Raw genomic sequence first — 18,365 nt, forward strand, 5'->3', positions numbered from 1 at the left:
ATACCGAGACAGACACCGTCAGACCCGACGACGAAGGAGCCCCCCATGGGCACGCTGCGAGACGAGATCAAGGACGCGATCACCCCACGAGCGTTCGTCCTGGTCCTCGGCGTGATGCTCCTGCAGCTGGGCTTCATCGCCTCCTTCATCGGAGCCTTTCACGCACCCGCGCCGCACAAGATCGACGTGGCGGTCGTCGCCCCCGCCGACCAGGCGCCGAAGCTGGCGGGGCAGCTGAACGCGATCTCGGGCACGCCATTGCATGCCGAGGTGATGGACTCGGCCGACGCCGCACACAACGCCGTGGTCGATGGAGATATCAGCGCAGCGCTGGTCGTCGACCCGTCCTCGACGAAGGACCAGCTCTTGGTGGCGTCCGGCGGCGGCGCCTCGATCGTGACCGCCGTCGAAGCGGTCATGACCCAGGCGGACGCGAGCCAGCACCGCACCGTGCAGACGACCGACCTCGTGCCGCTCCAGTCCGGTGACGCCCGCGGACTCAGCGGGTTTTATCTGGTCATCGGCTGGCTCGTCGGCGGCTACCTGGTCGCCTCCATGCTCGGCATCGCCAAGGGCGAGCGTCCTCCGACCCTTCGCCGCATCGCGATCCGACTCACTTCCCTGCTCCCCTACGCGGTCGTCTCAGGGCTGTTGGGCGCACTCGTGGCCGGGCCATGGATGGGCGCGCTCGACGGTCACGTGCTCGCGCTGTGGGGGCTCGGAGCACTGATCGTGTTCGCGGCCGCAGCAGCCACGACGGCGTTCCAGGTCCTGCTCGGCGTCAGCGGCGTCGGGCTGGCGGTGCTGATCTTCGTCGTGCTCGGGAACCCGAGTGCGGGTGGCGCCTATCAGATCCAGATGCTGCCGTGGCTGTGGCGCACGATCGGCAACGCCCTGCCGAACGGAGCCGGCACCGACTCCGTGCGCCGCATCGTCTACTTCGGCTCCCAGGGCATCGCGACGCATCTCGCGGTGATCGCCGCGTGGGCGGTCGTGGGCACCGTGGTCTCGCTGGTCGCGGCCCGGATGCGCGAGCCCAGAGCATCGTGATGCTAACCTTGGTGTTTACATCGCTTACATAGCGTCAGAAAGACGATGCCCCGTGTCCACGACGACGAAATCCGCCTATCACCACGGCGACCTCCGTGCCGCGCTGCTGACCAGCGCCATGGAGATGCTCGAAGGCGGCGAGACCTTCTCGCTACGCGCTGTCGCCCGTCGCGCCGGCGTCTCCGCGACCGCGCCCTACCGGCACTTCGAAGATCGCGAGGCGCTCGAGTCGGCCCTCGCGGCCGAGGGGCTCCAGGACCTCAAGGCGGACCTGGCGGCGGCTGGATCGGTGCCGGCCACCCCGGCGGATCTCGGCGAGCTCGGCGTCATCTACGTCAGGTTCGCCCTGCGTCGTCCGGCGCTGTTCAAGCTGATGTTCGGCCAGGAGTGCGACCCGGAGAACGACCAGCGCGTCATCGCCGCCGCCGAACTCCACGACATGCTCGCCTTCGCCATGAATCACGTGTTCCCCGGACACGACGGCGAGGCCCTGGCCGCCGCCGGTTGGGCACTTGCCCACGGGCTCGCCTTCCTGCATCTGGACGGGAAGCTGAAGGCCACGTCACAGGAGGAGGTCGACGCCCGCGTCCGCGCCGCCTTCGCCGCGATCCTGTCCATCCAGACCTCCCCCGCCAGCTGAGGCGAGATGTCGAAGCGCCAGTGTTGACACTGCTCACATTGGCGCCTACGGGTCCTATGTAAGCACCGTCAACAAGCGCCCGGGGCGCCCAGCGAAAGAGTCCAGAGGATGAGCCAGCGTGTCCTGATCGTGGTCACCAACGTCGGCCACTATGACGACCCGAGTCACCCCACCGGCCTCTGGCTCTCGGAGCTCACTCACGCCTGGGAGGTCTTCGAGGAGGCGGGCTATGAGATGACCCTCGCCAGCCCCCGCGGTGGCCTCTCGCCCCTGGAGCCCCGGTCGCTGAAGTTCCCGACGTACGACAAGGGCGCGAAGGCCTGGCACGCCGATCCGGCGAGGATGACGCTGCTGGAGCACACCAAGCGCCCCGACGAGATCGACTCCGCCGACTTCGACGCGGTCTACTTCACCGGCGGCCACGGCACGATGTACGACTTCCCCGACAGCGAAGGTCTCCAGCGCATCATCCGGGAGATCTACGAGCGCGGCGACATCGTCTCGACGGTCTGCCACGGGTACGCCGCCCTCCTCAACACCAAGCTCTCCGACGGCTCCTATCTCGTCGCCGGCAAGACGCTCACCGGCTTCGCCTGGCGCGAGGAGGTCCTCGCAGGAGTCGACAAGCTCGTCCCGTTCAACATCGAGGACGAGGTCAAGAAGCGCGGCGCGCTCTACAAGAAGGGACTCATCCCGTTCACCTCGTACGCCGTCACCGACGGCAACCTCGTGACCGGCCAGAACCCCGGATCTGCGAAGGAGACGGCCAAGAAGGTCGTCGCGGCGCTCGGCTGAGCTCGCGCCGGCCCTTGTCGCACAGTGTGACCACGAAGTCGCCCGGAAGACGGGCGACGTCGCTGGCAGTCGCAGGTGCCGTACGTCGGCGACGGCGATCGCGTGGCCCGCGATCGCCGTGGCGGGATGAGTTCCCGCCAAATCTGGTGGCATGGTGCTGTGGCGGCGCCCCGATCGCGGCCGCGAGCGGCGACCGGGCGGAGTTCCCGTGCAGACGAAGAGCACGGAGGTGGGCAAGCATCGCTGGGTGACCGACACCGACCCCGATGGCGAGCCCCAGGAGTCGCCGCGATATCCGGGCACGGTCACTGAGGTCTTCACCGTCTTCCTTCGGCTCCGGCTCACCGGCGCCGCTGGCAGGATCGAGTCCATGGTTCGCTACCCGGCCCCGCTACGTCCGGGCGACAAGATCGCGGTGACCTCGCCATCGGCCGGCGCGTCCGGCCCCGGTGTCGAGCGAGTCGCGTTCTGCGTGGACTGGCTCCGAGCGGAGGGCTACGAAATCGTCGTCGGCGAGTGCATGGACGGATCGGGGATCACGTCGGCACCGGCCCAAGAGCGGGCCGCGGAACTCACCGCGATGCTCTGCGACCCCGACGTCCGATGCGTCCTGCCTCCTTGGGGTGGTGAAACGGCGATCGACCTGGTCGACCTGCTCGACTGGGACGCGCTCGATACCGCCGAACCGACCTGGCTGGTCGGCTACTCCGACATCTCGACCGTCCTGCTGCCGATCACCACCCGCCTTGGCTGGGCAACGGTGCACGGCGACAACCTCGCCGATACGCCGTACCGACCACCGGCAGGCCTGCTGCCGTGGATCGCCCTCGCGTCAGGGCCGGGGCCGCACCTTCAGCGCGACTCACGGTTGATCGCCGAGTGGTGGCGCTTCAACGAGGACCCGAAGGCTGTCCAGTGGCGCGAAGCCGGCGAAGGAGAGTGGCGCCTCTACGGGGCTGAGTCGCTCGAGGTCAGCGGGCGGCTCATCGGCGGATGCATCGAAGCAGTCGCGAACCTCGCCGGCACGCCCTACGGCGACGTCGCGGCATTCGGCGAGCAGCACGCCAGCGACGGCTTGATCGTGTACCTGGAGGCGGCAGAAGCCGAGGCTGCCACGATCTGCCGCAACCTTCACGCACTCAGGCTTGCGGGCTGGTTCGAGAACGCCAAGGCGATCCTCATCGGCCGTACCAACGCCGTCGACAACCCCAAGATGACCCAGGAGCAGGCGGTGCTCGACGCGTTGGGACGCCTCGACCTACCGATCGTGTTCGACGTCGAGATCGGACACGTGCCACCGCACCTGCCACTCGTGAACGGAGCGATGGCAACCCTGAGTGTCGACGGCGACGTACGCGAGATCACTCAAGTGCTGCGGTAGCACTCCTTCCGGGCCTGCGCGGAACTTTGACGGAACGAGGCTGAGGACCGGCCGGTCAAGTGCGGTTACGCCCTTTCCGCTGAGTCAACGGGTTCGGGTGACGGCCGTGATGAGCATGATCACGAACGGTATGGCGACGATCAGCCAGGACACCGGATGTCCCAGGTTGAGGGTTCGACCAAGGCCGAAGCCGAGCTTCTTCGGCACGAGAATGCGCGGGTCTTTGCTGTTGAAGTAGATCGTTCCCGCAAGCCAGTGACCGTCATCGTCATCCACAGCTTCAGGCTACGCCGCAGTGCATCCAGCATCGCGCGAGATCTCTGAGGCCGACGCGGTCTGCGGCGCTGCCTACGGCACCGTGTCCGAGGACCGCGTCAACCGGCGATCGCCGCGACCCTGCCAGGCGCCGGGTGGCAACGCTGCCGCACCCACGACACCGCGAACCTGATGTCGGCGAAGCCGAAGTCCAGCTGGGGCTGGGTCAAGGCGCTGTTGCACAGCGTCTACGAACCAGCCCGACGCCGAGTCCGTGCACGCCCAGCTCGACCGCGTCGTCGACGCCCTGGCTGAGAAACTCCCCAAGGTCGCCGAGCACGTCGGTTAGCACGGTGTGGCGCCAGTCGGCCACGCTGTTGCAACATGCAGGCATTTACCTGCATAATCCCCTTGTGGATGCAGACAAGGTCTTCAAGGCCCTTGCTGACCCCGTCCGGCGGCGCTTGCTGGACATGCTTCACGACAGGGCAGGGCTGACCCTCGGCGAGCTTTGCGAAGAGCTCGAGATTCGCCGCCAATCGGTCAGCCAGCACCTTGAACTCCTCGCCGCCGCGGGTTTGGTCACTTCGGTACCCGATGGGCGACGCAAGCTCCACTACCTAAATCCCGTACCGATCCACCAGATCCAGACCCGATGGATTTGGAAGTTCGAAGAGTCGCATCTCGCGATGCTCGAAGCGATCAAGAACCGCGCGGAGGAGAACGCTATGGCCGGCTCGTCGGCGGCAAGGACAGTCCCTGACTACGTCTACACGACCTACATTCGGGCCACGGCCGAGCAGGTGTGGGAGGCCCTCACCGACGCAGACATCACCGCAAAGTTCTGGGGTCACGCACAGGTCTCAGAGTGGCGGGTCGGCGGCCGGGTCGCCCACGTACGGGTCGATGGATCAGGTATCGCCGATGCGGCGGGGACTGTCGTCGAAGTCGACCGGCCGCGTCGGCTGTCGTTTGGATTCGATGAGCCGAACCGCGCCGATGACCCGACTTCTGAGCAGAGCCTCGTGACACTTGAGATCGAGCCGTACCGCGACATCGTGAAACTCACCCTTACCCAGTCACGGTTGCGTTCACTCGCTGACCGCGAAGCGATCGGACAGGGTTGGCCGACGGTGCTCGCAAATCTCAAGACGCTCCTCGAGACCGGCGACGTGCTGCCCACCCCTCCCTGGGAGTTCCACGCTGGAGAGCGCACGGCCTAATCTTCGTTGATTCTCGACAACGCAGTCGTCAGTGAGCCATATCGACGAAGCGCGAATAGTGGCCCTGGAAGGCGACCACGAGGTCCCGGGTGGGACCGTTGCGGTGCTTGGCGACAATCACGTCAGCCTCGCCGGGTCGGGTCGATTCCTTTTCATAGACATCGTCACGATGCAAAAGGATGACCATATCCGCATCCTGCTCCAAAGACCCGGACTCGCGAAGGTCGGAGACCATCGGGCGCTTATCCGAACGCTGCTCGGAGCCACGGTTGAGCTGGGAGAGCGCGATGATCGGGACCTCGAGCTCCTTGGCCAGCAGCTTGATCTGACGGGAGAACTCCGAGACCTCGAGCTGACGCGACTCCACCTTCTTGCCGGAGCTCATCAGCTGGAGGTAGTCGAGAACGATCAGCTTCAGGTCGTGGCGCTGCTTGAGGCGCCGGGCCTTCGAGCGGATCTCCATCATCGTCATGTTGGGGCTGTCGTCGATGAACATCGGCGCCGAGGAGACCTCACCCATCTTGCGGGCCAGCTTGTTCCAGTCCTCGTCGCTCATGTTGCCGTTGCGGATGTGGTTCAGCGGCACCTTCGCCTCGGCCGAGAGCAGACGCATCGTGATCTCCGACCGGCTCATCTCCAGGCTGAAGAAGACGCTGGCCAGGTTGTTGTGGATCGACGCCGCACGGCAGAAGTCCAGCGCCAGGGTGCTCTTCCCCATCGCGGGGCGCGCCGCGACGATGATCATCTGACCACCGTGGAAGCCGTTGGTGAGTTCGTCGAGGTCGGCGAAGCCCGTCGGCACGCCGTAGATCCCGGCCTCACGGTTGGAGATCGCCTCGATCTCGTCGAGGACGCCGTCCATGATGTCCGACAGCGGCGCATAGTCCTCGCTCGACCGCTTCTCCGTGAGCCGGAAGACCTCCGCCTGCGCCTGGTCGACGATGTCGTCGACCTCGCCCTCGCCGGCGTACCCGATCTGCACGATCTTCGTGCCGGCGTCGACGAGTCGGCGCAGCATCGCCTTCTCGCGCACGATCTCGCCGTAGTAGCCCGCGTTGGCGGCGATCGGGACGTTGGCGGCGAGCGTGTGAAGGTACGGCGCGCCGCCGATCCGCTCCAGTTCACCCTGGCGTCGCAGCTCGTCGGCGACGGTGACCATGTCGGCCGGCTCGCCGCGGCCGTACAGGTCGATGATCGCGTCATAGATCGTCTCGTGGGCCGGGCGGTAGAAGTCCGCACCGCGCACCGACTCGGCGACGTCCGCGATCGCGTCCTTCGAGATGAGCATCGAGCCGAGGACCGCCTGCTCTGCGGCCATGTCCTGCGGCGGCGTCCGGTCGTTGGCGTTGCGCGGTCGCTCGCCCGGTTCGTACGCCGCCGGGCCGTCCCCCCAGTCGTCGTACGGCGGCTCCGGCACGCTCCGCGTATCCGACTCTGCGACGCTCAACTGTCCCCCTCACACCCCACGCTGACACCTGTCGTCGACCCACCACGCAGCACGGTAGAGCCGACCACCGACAGTTCGGAGGACCGGCCCCGGGCACCGCGCCGTCACCCGACAGCGGCTGCGTCGTTGGTGGATCTGACCGACACGGTCCCGCGGACGCTACGCGCCGTGACTCCTCCTTCTCCAGCCCGCGACGCGTCGTTATCCACAGACTCTTGGGGATAACTAGCGCCAACCCGTGGACGACCGCGGAATCTGTGTGCAGAGGCTGGGGAGATCCCTGTTGAGAACCCGCGACGAGGGTCACCCAACACGCCTCTGACCTGCGCAAACGCCTCTTCCCGGGTGTGGATGAAAAAAAGTCCCGGGCGTGTCGCGGCGACGCGACGGACCGCCACCACCGGGCAGGACTGTTTGTCGACAAAGCGCCCACAGCGACGCATTCCACAAGTTATCCACCGGCGGTCTGTGGCCCACCCGGGACCGTCCGCACCTCGGGCCCACCCGCCCCGCCAGCCACGTGCTGCATGCCCCGATAGCCTGCCTAACGTGCCGATGGACCGCAGCCACGACAGGGAGATCTGGCGGCTCGCGATCCCCGCGTTCCTCGCTCTCGTGGCCGAGCCGCTCTTCCTCATGGCCGACTCCGCGATCGTCGGCCACCTCGGCACCCGCCAGCTCGCCGGGCTCGGGATCGCCGGTGCGGTCCTGCAGACGATCGTCGGGCTCTGCGTCTTCCTCGCCTACGGGACCACCGCCGGCGTCGCACGACGCATCGGCGCCGGCGACCTCCGGGGAGCGATCGCCCAGGGCGTCGACGGTCTCTGGCTGGCCGTCGGCATCGGCGCCCTGGTCACCGCCCCCGGCATCCTGCTCGCCCGGCCGCTCAGCCGCGCGCTCGGCGCCGGCGACGACGTGGTCGGCCCCGCGACGACGTACCTGCGCATCGCCCTCCTGGGTGTCACCCCGCTGCTCCTCATGCTGGCCGCCACCGGTGTCCTCCGCGGACTGCAGGACACCCGCACGCCGATGGTGGTCGCCATCGGCGGCAACGTCCTCAACGTCGTCCTCAACGTCACGCTCGTGTACGGCGCCGGGCTCGGCATCGCCGGCTCCGCCACCGGCAGCGTGCTCGCCCAGCTGCTCGCCGCCACCGCCCTCGTGTACGTCGTCGGCCGGGCCGCCCGCCGGGAAGGCGCCTCTCTCCGCCCCGACCTGCCCGGGATCAGGTCGGCGGCGCGTGCCGGCATCGCGCTCGTGATCCGGACGCTCACCCTGCGGGCGGCGCTGTTGGCCACCACCTACGCCGTCACCCACATCGCCGGCGACGGCAGCCACGAGCAGGCCGTCGATCTCGCCGCCCACCAGATCGCGTTCACGCTCTGGTCGTTCCTCTCGTTCGTGCTCGATGCCATCGCCATCGCCGCGCAGGCTCTCACCGGGCGTGCGCTGGGTGCCGGCGAGACGACCGGGACGCGCGCGATCACCGCCCGAATGGTGTGGTGGGGTGTGGTCGTGGGGGTCGCCGTCGGCGTACTCCTGGCCGGTCTGTCGCCGTTCCTCGGCGCCCTCTTCACCGACGACGGTGAGGTGCGGGACCGGCTCGTGCCGGTGCTGCTGATCGCGGCCCTGGGGCAGCCGGTCGCGGGAGTGGTGTTCGTCCTCGACGGTGTGCTGATCGGGGCCGGCGACGGCCGCTATCTCGCGTGGGGCGGCCTCGCCGTCCTGGTGGCCTACCTGCCCCTCGTCGCGCTCGCCATCGTCCTCGGCGGCGGGCTGGTCTGGGTCTGGGTCGCCTTCACGTTCGCCTTCATGGGGGCCCGCTTCGCCGTGCTCGTACGCCGGGCGCTCGGCGACCGCTGGCTCGTGACCGGTGCCGTCTGACGCTCTCGGCGGTCGGACCACAACCCACCACTCGGCCGGTCGCAACCGACATCTCGGCCGGTCACAATCGACATCTCGGCCCGTCACAACCCGCGACTCGGCATGCAGCAGGGCCGCCCTGCCGGAGCAGGACGGCCCTGATGATGTTTCGCGTGAAACCGCGCAGCGTGCCTCGAGAGGTCAGGCGGACACGATGTTGAGGGCGACCTTGGCCGACACCTCGTCGTGGAGCTTGACAAAGACCTCGTGGGAGCCGAGCGACTTGATCGGGTTGCCGACCGCGATGGTCCGCTTGTCGATCTGCTCGCCGGTCGACTCGGTCAGCGCGCCGGCGATGTCGGCAGCGGTCACGGCGCCGTAGAGGCGGCCGTCCTTGCCGGCACGGACCTTGACGTTGACCGCGGCGGCCTCGAGCTTGCCCTTGATCTGGCCGGCGTGGTCGGCGTCGCGCACCGCACGGGCAGCGCGGGCGGCCCTGATCTGCTCGACCTGCTTCTCGGCGCCACGGGTCCAGCGCATCGCGTCTCCGCGCGGGACGAGGTAGTTCCGGGCGTAGCCGTCCTTGACCTCGACGACGTCGCCGGCGGAGCCGAGACCGGTGACCTCCTGGGTGAGGATGATCTTCATGTCAGGAACTCCTCTCAGCGACCGGTCGAGGTGTAGGGCAGCAGGGCGAGCTCACGGGCGTTCTTGACCGCCGTGGCCACGTCGCGCTGGTGCTGGACGCAGTTGCCGGTCACCCGACGAGCGCGGATCTTGCCGCGGTCGGAGATGAACTTGCGGAGCAGCGCGGTGTCCTTGAAGTCGACACCGGTCGCCTTCTCCTTGCAGAACTGGCAAACCTTCTTCTTCGGCTTGCGAATCACTGCCTTGGCCATTGTGGTGCTTCCTTTCTAGAAGCCCGGCTCGCGCCGGAATGGTTGAGGGATTCGGTTGGCTGGGCTGTGGTCTCAGCACCGCTGACTGACGCCGGCGGGCTCGACCATCGAACTAGAAGGGGGGCTCGTCGTTGCCGACGCCGGGCGTGGCCCACGGGTCGTTGGCCGGGGCAGGCTGACCGCCACCCTGACCGCCGCCGTAACCACCACCGCCGCCGTAGCCGCCGCCACCCTGGCCGCCCTGCGGGGCGGCGGGAGCGTTCGTGGCCCACGGGTCGTTGGCCGGAGCGGACTGACCGCCACCCTGACCGCCGCCGTAGCCGCCGCCACCACCGCTGTTGTAGCCGCCACCCTGACCACCCGACTGGCGGGAGGTCTTGGTGACCTTGGCGGTGGCATACCTCATCGAGGGACCGATCTCGTCGACCTCGAGCTCGAAGACGGTGCGCTTCTCGCCCTCGCGGGTCTCGTAGGACCGGGCCTTCAGCCGTCCCTGCGCGACGACACGCATGCCGCGCTGGAGCGACTCGGCGACGTTCTCAGCGGCCTGACGCCAGATCGAGCAGCGCAGGAAGAGGGTCTCCCCGTCCTCCCAGCTGTTGGTCTGGCGGTTGAAGGTGCTGGGGGTCGAGGCCACCGTGAAGTTCGCAACCGCAGCGCCCGACGGGGTGAAGCGGAGCTCCGGGTCGTCGGTGAGGTTGCCGACCACGGTGATGATCGTGTCGCCTGCCATGAGGCCTCCCTGGCTAGTTCGTGATGCAGGTCCGATGTCCATGACCCGGCCCATTCAACAGGGCGGGTCCGACAACGGACAGATGGTCATCCACAGGGCGCGCCACGAGGACGCACCCCCGGCTCACTTGCCGGGACGGAGGACCTTGGTGCGCAGGATGGACTCGTTCAGCGTGAGCTGACGGTCGAGCTCCTGCACGGACTTGGGCTCGGCGGTCAGGTTGATGACCGCGTAGATGCCCTCGGCGTTCTTCTTGACCTCGTAGGCCAGGCGACGCCGGCCCCACACGTCGACGTTCTCCACGGTCCCACCGTCCTTGACGATGACACCATTGAGGTACTTGTCGAGCGACGGGGCGACGGTGCGCTCGTCGAGACTGGGGTCGAGGATGACCACCACTTCATAAGCACGCATAGCTGTCTCCACCTCCTACGGACTCGGCGGCCATGGTCTCTCCATGGCAGGAGGGCTACTGCGTTGTGTCGTTCCTCCGAACGGAACGAGACACGTCAGGCTATCAACGCGGGAGTACGCCGGCCGAATCCGCGCTCCCGGAGGTGACGAGTCAGCGGAACCGCCGCAGCCGCAGGGAGTTGGTGACCACGAAGAGCGACGAGCACGCCATCGCGGCGCCGGCGATCATCGGGCTCAGCAGGCCCGCGGCAGCGAGCGGGATCGCGGCGACGTTGTAGGCGAACGCCCAGAAGAGGTTGCCCTTGATCACCGCGAGCGTGCGCCGCGAGAGCCGGATCGCGTCGGCCGCCACCCGCAGGTCACCGCGCACGAGCGTCAGGTCGGCGGCCGAGATGGCCGCGTCGGTGCCGGTCCCCATCGCGAGGCCGAGGTCGGCCTGCGCGAGCGCCGCGGCGTCGTTGACGCCGTCACCGACCATGGCGACGACGTGGCCCTCGCGCTGCAGCCGCGTGACGACCTCGACCTTCCCGGACGGGAGTACGCCGGCCACGACGTCCTCGGGGTCGATGCCGACCTCGTCGGCGACGGCCCGCGCGACCTCCGCGCGGTCCCCCGTCAGCAGGACCGGACGCAGCCCGAGCCCGCGCAGGGCCGCGACCGCCTCGGCCGAGCTGTCCTTGACGGCGTCGGCGACCTCGATCCGCCCGACGACCTCGCCGTCGACCCTCACGACCACACCGGCCCCGTCCGTCACGCCGCCGTCCGCGGCACGACCGACCTCGACCCGCCGCCCCTCGACCGTGCCGGACACACCGACGCCGGCCTCGGCCCGGAAGTCCGTCACCGGCGATAGGCCGGCCGGACCGGCCTCCGCGACGGCACGGCCGATCGGGTGCTCCGAGCCCGCCTCGACGGCCGCGGCGAGGCGCAGCACCTCGTCGCGCGACAGCGCGCCCTCGGCGTACACCCCACTGACCTGCATCCGGCCCGTGGTCACGGTCCCGGTCTTGTCGAGCACGATGGTGTCGACGGCCCGGGTGGACTCGAGCACCTCGGGGCCCTTGATCAGGATCCCCAGCTGGGCGCCGCGGCCGGTCCCGACCAGGAGCGCGGTCGGTGTGGCCAGCCCGAGCGCGCAGGGGCAGGCGATGATCAGCACCGCCACGGCGGCGGTGAATGCGGCGTCCGCGTCGCCCCCGGCGACCAGCCACCCGGCGAGGGTCAGCAGCGCGAGCCCGATGACGACCGGCACGAAGACGCCGGAGATCCGGTCGGCGAGCCGCTGGACGGCCGCCTTGCCCGTCTGCGCCTCCTCGACCAGCCGCGCGAGCTGGGCGAGGTGGGTGTCGCGACCGACGCGGGTGGCGCGGACCACGAGCCGGCCGCTGGTGTTGAGCGTCGCGCCCACGACGGCGTCCCCGGGCGTGACCTCCACCGGCACCGACTCGCCGGTCAGCAGCGCGTTGTCGACCGCGGAGACGCCCTCGACGACGACGCCGTCGGTGGCCACCTTCTCCCCCGGGCGTACGACGAAGAGGTCGCCCACCGCGAGCTCGGCCACCGGCACCCGCACCTCGGGACCGCCCGGGCCCTCCCGCAGCACCGCGACCTCCTTGGCGCCCAGCGAGCCGAGCGCCCGCAACGCGTCGCCGGCGCGCCGCTTCGACCGCGCCTCGGCGTAGCGCCCCGCCAGGACGAACGCCGTCACCACCGCCGCGGCCTCGAGGTAGAGATGGCCGCCGGTCCCGCCGACGAGCGTCACGAGCGACCAGACGTACGCCGCCAGCGTCCCGACCGAGACGAGCGTGTCCATCGTGGCGGCGCCGTGGCGCAGGTTGACCAACGCGGCCCGGTGGAACGGCCAGCCCGCCCAGGCGACGACCGGCGTGGCCAGCGCGAGCGAGACCCAGTCCCACCCCGGGAAGCGCAGCGGCATCACCATGCCGAGCAGGACGACCGGCACGGCGAGGACGACGGCGACCCACATCCGGCGGCGCAGCACCGCGGACCGGTCGGCGTCCCGGGCCTCGGCGGCGTCGGGGACCGGCAGGGACGCGTGGTAGCCGGCGGCCGCCACGGTGTCGATCAGCTGGTCGGTGGTCACGCCGGCGGCGTACTCCACCCTCGCCTTCTCAGTGGCGTAGTTGACGCTGGCCTGCACGCCGTCGAGCTTGTTGAGCTTGCGCTCGATGCGGTGGGCGCAGGAGGCGCAGGTCATCCCGTCGAGCTCGAGCTCGACGGTCTGCAGGGGTTCCTGGCGGGTGGTCATCGAGGGCCTACGCCAAGTGGTAGCCGGCCTCTTCGACGGCGGCCCGGATGGCCTCGTCGGAGACGGGCTCGGTGGCGGCGACGGTGAGGGTGCCACTCGCCAGGTCGACGTCGACACCGGTGACCGAGGCGACCTCGGCGACCTCCTCGGTGACCGAGGCGACGCAGTGCTCGCAGGTCATCCCCACGACCGTGCCGGTGAACGTGTGGTTGCTCATGTCTCTCCTTCGTAGGTCAGGACCGGACGAGGCGGGCGATCGCCTGGGACGCCTCGGCGAGCTTGACGTCGGCCTCGGGACCGCCCTCCTGGACCGCTTCGGCGACGCAGTGGCCGAGGTGCTCGTCGAGCAGGCCGAGCGCAACCGACTGGAGCGCCTTCGTGGCCGCGCTGACCTGGGTGAGGATGTCGATGCAGTACTGCTCCTCCTCCACCATCCGCTGGAGCCCACGGACCTGCCCCTCGACGCGGCGCAGCCGCTTGAGGTAGGCGTCCTTGTTGCCGTGGTGGAGATAGCCGTGCTGGTGGCCGTCGTGGGCCTCGTGCGCCCCGTCGACAGAGCCGGGTGCGGCCTGCTCGCTCATGGTCAGCCTTTCGTCGCCGTGCTTCCACCTTACCCCCTGGGGGTATACCGACCAAGCCCCTGAGCCGGATTTCGCCTAGGCTCCCGCGGATGATCGAGTCGCTCGGGGCCGCGGACCACCCCGTCGCCGGCCGCTACGTCCTCGTGGACCAGATCGGCGCCGGTGGCATGGGGTCGGTCTGGCGCGCCTACGACGTCCGCACCCAGTCCTGGGTCGCGGCCAAGGTGCTGACCCAGCGCAGCAGTGCCATGCTGCTCCGCTTCGTCCGCGAGCAGGGCCTGCGGATCCAGCACCCGCACGTCGTCGCGCCGACCGGTTGGGCGGCCGACGACGACGTCGTCGTCTTCACCATGGACCTCATCCGCGGCGGCACCGTCGCCGACCTCGTCGCCGAGCACGGCCCGCTCCCGCTCCCCTACGCCGGGGTGCTGCTCGACCAGCTCCTCCAGGCGCTCGCCGCCGTCCACGCCGCCGGCGTCGTCCACCGCGACGTCAAGCCCGCGAACCTCCTGCTCGAAGTCACCGGCCGCGCCCGGCCCCACCTCAGGCTCGGCGACTTCGGGGTGGCGGCCACCACCGACGCCGTACGCCTGACGCAGGCGCCGGGCATGGTCGGCACCGAGGGGTACGCCGCCCCCGAGCAGGCCGCCGGCGCCCCGCCCGACCCACGCCAGGACCTGTACGCCGCCGGCCGGGTCGGCCTCCAGATGCTCACCGGCCTGGGACCGCACCTGCAGACCGAGGTGCCGGACTGTCCTCTCGCGCCGCTGCTCCGGGCGCTCACCGCGCCCGACCCGGCGGACCGGCCGGCCACTGCCGCGGAGGCCCAGCGCTGGCTGCTGCGGCTCGCCGCGGAGGCGTCACCGGGCGGCCTGCGGCCACGACCGGACGGACCGGAGGTGCGGGACCGGCTGGGCGATGCGGTGATGCCGCTGCGGCGCGGGCTGGCGCTCCCCGCAGCGGCCGCCCGGCGTACGGGCTCAGCGCGGGTGGTCGCGGCGCTCGGCTGCTTCGCCGGCGCGATCGGACTGTGCGCCGTGGCGCTCACGCGCGTCCTGGGCTGAGAGCTCGCGCCGGTCGTTGGCGCGGAAGAGCAGGAGGAAGCCGACCGCGACCAGCAGGGCCGCGACCCCGAGCAGGATCCCCGTCACGCGGAGACCATAGCCCGGCGAGGCCGTCCCCGGCCGCTCCTAGACTGACCGCCATGAGCACCATCGCCATCGGCGCCCACGTCGACCAGACCGACCCGATCGCGGAGGCGCAGGCACGTCAGGCGCCCCACGTGCAGTTCTTCCTCGGCGACCCGCAGAGCTACAAGGGCCCGAAGGTGGCCTACGCCGGCGGCGCGGACGCCCTCCGCGCGGCGGCCGAGGAGGCCGGCGTGGGGCTCTACGTCCACGCGCCCTACATCATCAACGTCGCCACCACGAACAACCGGATCCGGATCCCCAGCCGCAAGCTGCTCCAGCAGCACATGGACGCGGCCGCGGAGATCGGCGCCCAGGGGCTGATCGTGCACGGCGGCCACGTCAACAAGGACGATGAACCGGCGAAGGGCTTCGACAACTGGCGCAAGGCGATCGAGGCCACCGACCTCAAGATCCCGCTGCTCATCGAGAACACCGCCGGCGGCGACAACGCGATGACCCGCTACCTGGAGCGGATCGAGGGCGTCTGGGCCGCGATCAGCCAGGCGGAGGGGTTCGACATGGTCGGCTTCTGCCTTGACACCTGCCACGCCCACGCAGGCGGCAACAGCCTCGAGACCGTCGTCGACGACATCCGGAAGATCACCGGCCGGATCGACCTGGTCCACGCCAACGACAGCCGCGACGCGTTCGACTCCGGCGCCGACCGCCACACCAACTTCGGCGCCGGCAAGATCGATCCCGACCTGCTCGCGGCGGTCATCCAGGACGCCGGCGCCCCGGTCGTGTGCGAGACCCCCGGTGGCGCCGCCGAGCACGTCGCCGACTTCGCCTGGCTGCGCGAGCGGCTCGATGGCTGAGTCGCGACCGCTGCGGAGGCTGGGCTTCCTCACCATCGGTCTCTTCGATCCGGACGACCCGGCCGCGGGCCACGAGGAGACGCTCCGGATCATCGAGCTGGGCGAGGAGCTCGGCTTCGACTCCGCGTGGCTGCGCCACCGCCACCTCCAGTTCGGCATCTCCTCGCCGATCGCCGTCATGGCGGCCGCTACCCAGCGCACGCGCCGGATCGAGCTCGGCACCGCCGTGACCCCGCTCGGCCTGGAGAACCCGTTCCGCCTCGCCGAGGACCTCGCGACCGTGGACGTGCTCTCCGCCGCCCACAGCGACCGCGGCGTCGGGCGGATCAACCCCGGCGTCAGCGTCGGTCCGCCGATGAACTACGAGCGCTTCAAGGACCACCTCTACCCCGACACCGCCGACCTGGAGGACTTCTCCTACGCCCGGGTCGAGCGGCTGCTCCACAACCTCGCCGGCGAGCCGGTCTCCGACTTCGAGGGCCAGGTCGGGATCGAGACGTTCTCCCGCCGGATCGAGCCCCACTCCCCGGGGCTCGTCGACCGGGTCTGGTATGGCGGCGGCTCGCTGCGCAGCGTCGAGTGGGCCGCCCGGCGTGGCGTCAACCTGCTCACCTCGAGCGTCATCACCGCCGAGTCGGAGGAGACCGACTTCGCCACCATCCAGGCCGGCCAGATCGAGCTCTTCCGCTCGCTCCACCCGCTCGGCCAGGACGCGCGCGTGTCACAGGGGCTCGTCGTGATCCCGACCGACAGCGCGACGCCGGAGCAGGCCCGCCGCTATGAGGAGTACGCCGCCGCCCGGCTGCCGCGCACCCGTGAGCCGCAGGGGCCGCGCCGGATGATGTTCGCCCCCGACCTCGTCGGCACCTCCGAGCAGCTCGCCGAGCAGCTCACGGCCCACGCCGGCTTCCAGCTCGTCGACGAGGTCGCCTTCGCCCTGCCCTTCACCTTCGCGCATGCCGACTACGTCCAGATCCTCACCGACATGGCGACGCGGCTCGGGCCGCTGCTGGGCTGGTCGCCTGCGGCCTGACCTCCGCGGCCTGACTTCACGACCTGACCTCCGCGGCGTGACCGCAGCCGCGCACTCAGCGGCAGTGCACGCCGATGTCGTGCAGCGCGCTGCGGAAGGCGGCGAGGTGGGCCGGGGTGTCGTCGATGCGATAGTCGCCCGTGGCGCCCGTCGTCTCGGGTGAGGTGTCATACCAGACGAAGCCCACGATCCCGGGCCGGTCGTGGAGGAACGACGGCAGGCTGGCGATCCAGGAGTCCTTCGCGCCGCCGTCCGCGCCCATCTCGCTGAGGATCGCCGGCTTCTTCGTGAAGGTCCGGATCTCGTCGTACCACGGGCCGTAGGTCTGCGTGGCCGTCCGCGTGCCGTCCTGGTCGGCGTGGCCGTAGCCGCTCACCCCGACGTAGTCGACCTGGTCGTCGCCGGGGTAGACGTCCTTCAGCGGCAGCGGTTGGTCGTCCCACGGCACGGTGGCGGGTGCCCAGACCCACTGGATCCGCGGGTCGATGCCGCTCATCAGGTCGTGCACGTGGCGCCAGGCGGCGACGTAGTCCGAGGCGGTGTTGCCGTTGACGCCGACGGCCCAGGGATACCAGTTGGCGTTCATCTCGTGGGCGAACCGCACCATCACCGGACCGGGATGCGTGGCCAGCACGCGCGCGATCCGCCGGAACGCGTCGTCGTGCTGCCCATCGGCGATCGTCGTGAGGGAGTACGCCGGCAGGTCGGTCTCCTCGGGCGTCGACTGCCACGACCAGGGCTCGAGCGTGATCATCGGCTCCCGGCCGTTCGCGCCCAGCCGCTGGAGGAGGCCCTCGTCGAACGACGTGCTGTCGAGCTTCACGAAGACGTTCTGGACCGCGGGCGCGCAGCCGACCGCCTTCGCGATCCGGGCCACCCGGTCCTCGTCGACCGAGGGCAGATCGAGGCCGAAGAACGGGCGGGCGTCGGACGCGTCCGTCCCCGCGCCGTCGTCGGAGGAGCTGCCATGGCCGCCCGGCCACACGAAGACGCCGACCAGCGCGACCGCCAGCACCACGCCGACCGCCACGACGCCCACGGCACGCGAGGTCGGCCGGCCGGCGGGCCCGTGCTCGGGGGCCTCGCCGGCGTTGCGAGAAGGGTCAGGACGAGTCACGCCCGGTCGTACGTCCATCGCTCTATTGTCCAAAGCCGCCCAAAACCGGCCCGGACGCGGCCTCCCCCGACCCCCTCAACCGGGGGAGGCCGCCCGCTCCCGTGCCCGTCGCTGCGGAGCCCGCCGCTCCCACGCCGGGCGCGAGGGGCCGTCAGCCGACCGGCACGAGCGCCCCCGGCGTACGGCCGGCGCCGATGCGGTCGCGCGGCAGCACGTGGACGAGCCGCACCTCGAGATCACCGGCGCGGTCGACGCGCGATCGCACGAGCCGCAGCGGCGTCGGCTCCGCGCGCGGGCTGAAGACCATGAAGACGAAGCTGTGGTCGCCCTGGCTGAGCGGCACGAGATGGCCCGGCGCCGCCTCGATGCGCCACCGGCTCGCCAACGTCGGCGCGAAGCTCACCTCGACGCACGACGCCACCGGGCACTCCACGACCTGGCCGCTGCGCGGGTCGCGCACCGTCCGCAGCGACGTGGGCAGGTCAACGGGTACGGCGGCCATCGGTGCTCCTCGGTGCGTCGGTCCGGCAGGTGACGTCAGGAAGGAGCGACGTCACCGGGCCGCTGATACACCGGCGGCCGGATCCGTCGTGGTAGTCCGGGACGTCCGCGTCTCATGACCCGTCAGTAACCGACCGAAGGGTCCCGGAGTAGCCC

Annotated in this window: 20 protein-coding genes and 1 pseudogene; 10 read left to right on the top strand and 11 right to left on the bottom strand. The window is 70.1% G+C overall.

The genetic code is table 11. The features are described 5' to 3' along the window. The first annotated feature begins 45 nt into the window (after window positions 1-45). The 4 genes from AB3X52_RS12700 to AB3X52_RS12715 all read left to right on the top strand — a co-directional run bounded on the left by AB3X52_RS12700 (window position 46) and on the right by AB3X52_RS12715 (window position 3,866). Complete coding sequence (locus AB3X52_RS12700) at window positions 46-1,050, top strand: ABC transporter permease (RefSeq protein ID WP_367994455.1); 1,005 nt, start codon at window positions 46-48, stop codon at window positions 1,048-1,050. Window positions 1,051-1,102: 52 nt separating this feature from the next. Then, the gene (locus AB3X52_RS12705) at window positions 1,103-1,690 is read left to right on the top strand and encodes a TetR/AcrR family transcriptional regulator (protein ID WP_367994456.1); all 588 of its coding nucleotides are present in this window, start codon (window positions 1,103-1,105) and stop codon (window positions 1,688-1,690) included. A gap of 108 nt (window positions 1,691-1,798) precedes the next feature. Further along, window positions 1,799-2,485: a type 1 glutamine amidotransferase domain-containing protein gene (locus AB3X52_RS12710; protein WP_367994457.1), complete on the top strand. Its 687-nt coding sequence runs from the start codon at window positions 1,799-1,801 to the stop codon at window positions 2,483-2,485. A gap of 247 nt (window positions 2,486-2,732) precedes the next feature. After that, window positions 2,733-3,866 carry a S66 family peptidase gene (locus AB3X52_RS12715; protein WP_367994458.1) on the top strand — a complete coding sequence of 378 codons (1,134 nt, stop codon included), beginning with the start codon at window positions 2,733-2,735 and terminating at the stop codon, window positions 3,864-3,866. Window positions 3,867-3,950: 84 nt separating this feature from the next. Here the strand turns inward: AB3X52_RS12715 and AB3X52_RS12720 are convergent, their stop codons facing one another. After that, the gene (locus AB3X52_RS12720; RefSeq protein ID WP_367994459.1) at window positions 3,951-4,142 is read right to left on the bottom strand and encodes a DUF5808 domain-containing protein; all 192 of its coding nucleotides are present in this window, start codon (window positions 4,140-4,142) and stop codon (window positions 3,951-3,953) included. Window positions 4,143-4,247: 105 nt separating this feature from the next. Between AB3X52_RS12720 and AB3X52_RS12725 the strand changes: the two are divergent. Both AB3X52_RS12725 and AB3X52_RS12730 read left to right on the top strand, forming a co-directional pair. Further along, window positions 4,248-4,464 (top strand): annotated as a pseudogene (locus tag AB3X52_RS12725) (transposase); the annotation flags it as partial. 10 nt (window positions 4,465-4,474) lie between these two features. Continuing rightward, window positions 4,475-5,344 (top strand): ArsR/SmtB family transcription factor, encoded by an 870-nt coding sequence (locus AB3X52_RS12730; protein ID WP_367994460.1) that lies wholly within the window; start codon window positions 4,475-4,477, stop codon window positions 5,342-5,344. A gap of 28 nt (window positions 5,345-5,372) precedes the next feature. Here the strand turns inward: AB3X52_RS12730 and dnaB are convergent, their stop codons facing one another. Further along, the gene (gene dnaB / locus AB3X52_RS12735; protein ID WP_367994461.1) at window positions 5,373-6,761 is read right to left on the bottom strand and encodes a replicative DNA helicase; all 1,389 of its coding nucleotides are present in this window, start codon (window positions 6,759-6,761) and stop codon (window positions 5,373-5,375) included. Between the two features lie 585 nt (window positions 6,762-7,346). On the opposite strand from dnaB, the gene AB3X52_RS12740 reads away from it, so the two are divergent. Next, window positions 7,347-8,675: an MATE family efflux transporter gene (locus AB3X52_RS12740; protein ID WP_367994483.1), complete on the top strand. Its 1,329-nt coding sequence runs from the start codon at window positions 7,347-7,349 to the stop codon at window positions 8,673-8,675. Between the two features lie 180 nt (window positions 8,676-8,855). On the opposite strand, the gene rplI is transcribed toward AB3X52_RS12740, so the two are convergent. The 7 genes from rplI to AB3X52_RS12775 all read right to left on the bottom strand — a co-directional run bounded on the left by rplI (window position 8,856) and on the right by AB3X52_RS12775 (window position 13,550). Then, on the bottom strand, window positions 8,856-9,302 hold the full coding sequence (rplI, locus tag AB3X52_RS12745) for a 50S ribosomal protein L9 (protein WP_367994462.1): 447 nt from the start codon (window positions 9,300-9,302) through the stop codon (window positions 8,856-8,858). A 14-nt stretch (window positions 9,303-9,316) separates the two neighbouring features. Further along, window positions 9,317-9,553 (bottom strand): 30S ribosomal protein S18, encoded by a 237-nt coding sequence (gene rpsR, locus AB3X52_RS12750; protein WP_367994463.1) that lies wholly within the window; start codon window positions 9,551-9,553, stop codon window positions 9,317-9,319. 112 nt (window positions 9,554-9,665) lie between these two features. Then, the gene (locus tag AB3X52_RS12755; protein ID WP_367994464.1) at window positions 9,666-10,286 is read right to left on the bottom strand and encodes a single-stranded DNA-binding protein; all 621 of its coding nucleotides are present in this window, start codon (window positions 10,284-10,286) and stop codon (window positions 9,666-9,668) included. A gap of 123 nt (window positions 10,287-10,409) precedes the next feature. Continuing rightward, window positions 10,410-10,700 carry a 30S ribosomal protein S6 gene (gene rpsF / locus AB3X52_RS12760; RefSeq protein WP_367994465.1) on the bottom strand — a complete coding sequence of 97 codons (291 nt, stop codon included), beginning with the start codon at window positions 10,698-10,700 and terminating at the stop codon, window positions 10,410-10,412. Between the two features lie 151 nt (window positions 10,701-10,851). Beyond that, window positions 10,852-12,969: a heavy metal translocating P-type ATPase gene (locus tag AB3X52_RS12765; protein WP_367994466.1), complete on the bottom strand. Its 2,118-nt coding sequence runs from the start codon at window positions 12,967-12,969 to the stop codon at window positions 10,852-10,854. A 7-nt stretch (window positions 12,970-12,976) separates the two neighbouring features. Further along, window positions 12,977-13,186, bottom strand: coding sequence for a heavy-metal-associated domain-containing protein (locus tag AB3X52_RS12770; RefSeq protein WP_367994467.1), 210 nt, complete (start codon window positions 13,184-13,186; stop codon window positions 12,977-12,979). A 16-nt stretch (window positions 13,187-13,202) separates the two neighbouring features. Continuing rightward, on the bottom strand, window positions 13,203-13,550 hold the full coding sequence (locus AB3X52_RS12775) for a metal-sensitive transcriptional regulator (protein ID WP_367994468.1): 348 nt from the start codon (window positions 13,548-13,550) through the stop codon (window positions 13,203-13,205). Window positions 13,551-13,639: 89 nt separating this feature from the next. Between AB3X52_RS12775 and AB3X52_RS12780 the strand changes: the two genes are divergently transcribed. From AB3X52_RS12780 to AB3X52_RS12790, 3 genes are all read left to right on the top strand, one after another. After that, window positions 13,640-14,614: a serine/threonine-protein kinase gene (locus AB3X52_RS12780; RefSeq protein ID WP_367994469.1), complete on the top strand. Its 975-nt coding sequence runs from the start codon at window positions 13,640-13,642 to the stop codon at window positions 14,612-14,614. Window positions 14,615-14,754: 140 nt separating this feature from the next. Further along, entirely contained in the window at window positions 14,755-15,558 is an 804-nt protein-coding gene (locus AB3X52_RS12785; RefSeq protein WP_367994470.1) for a deoxyribonuclease IV, read from the top strand. Next, window positions 15,551-16,591, top strand: coding sequence for an LLM class flavin-dependent oxidoreductase (locus AB3X52_RS12790; RefSeq protein ID WP_367994471.1), 1,041 nt, complete (start codon window positions 15,551-15,553; stop codon window positions 16,589-16,591). The genes AB3X52_RS12785 and AB3X52_RS12790 overlap by 8 nt, the downstream gene beginning before the upstream one ends. A 55-nt stretch (window positions 16,592-16,646) precedes the next feature. Here AB3X52_RS12790 and AB3X52_RS12795 read toward each other — a convergent pair whose 3' ends face one another. Both AB3X52_RS12795 and AB3X52_RS12800 read right to left on the bottom strand, forming a co-directional pair. After that, window positions 16,647-17,708 (bottom strand): glycoside hydrolase family 26 protein, encoded by a 1,062-nt coding sequence (locus AB3X52_RS12795; protein ID WP_367994472.1) that lies wholly within the window; start codon window positions 17,706-17,708, stop codon window positions 16,647-16,649. Window positions 17,709-17,859: 151 nt separating this feature from the next. Then, window positions 17,860-18,210, bottom strand: coding sequence for a hypothetical protein (locus AB3X52_RS12800; protein WP_367994473.1), 351 nt, complete (start codon window positions 18,208-18,210; stop codon window positions 17,860-17,862). Window positions 18,211-18,365: the final 155 nt, after the last annotated feature.

The organism is Nocardioides eburneus (genome assembly GCF_040838215.1).
Lineage (GTDB): Bacteria > Actinomycetota > Actinomycetes > Propionibacteriales > Nocardioidaceae > Nocardioides > Nocardioides eburneus.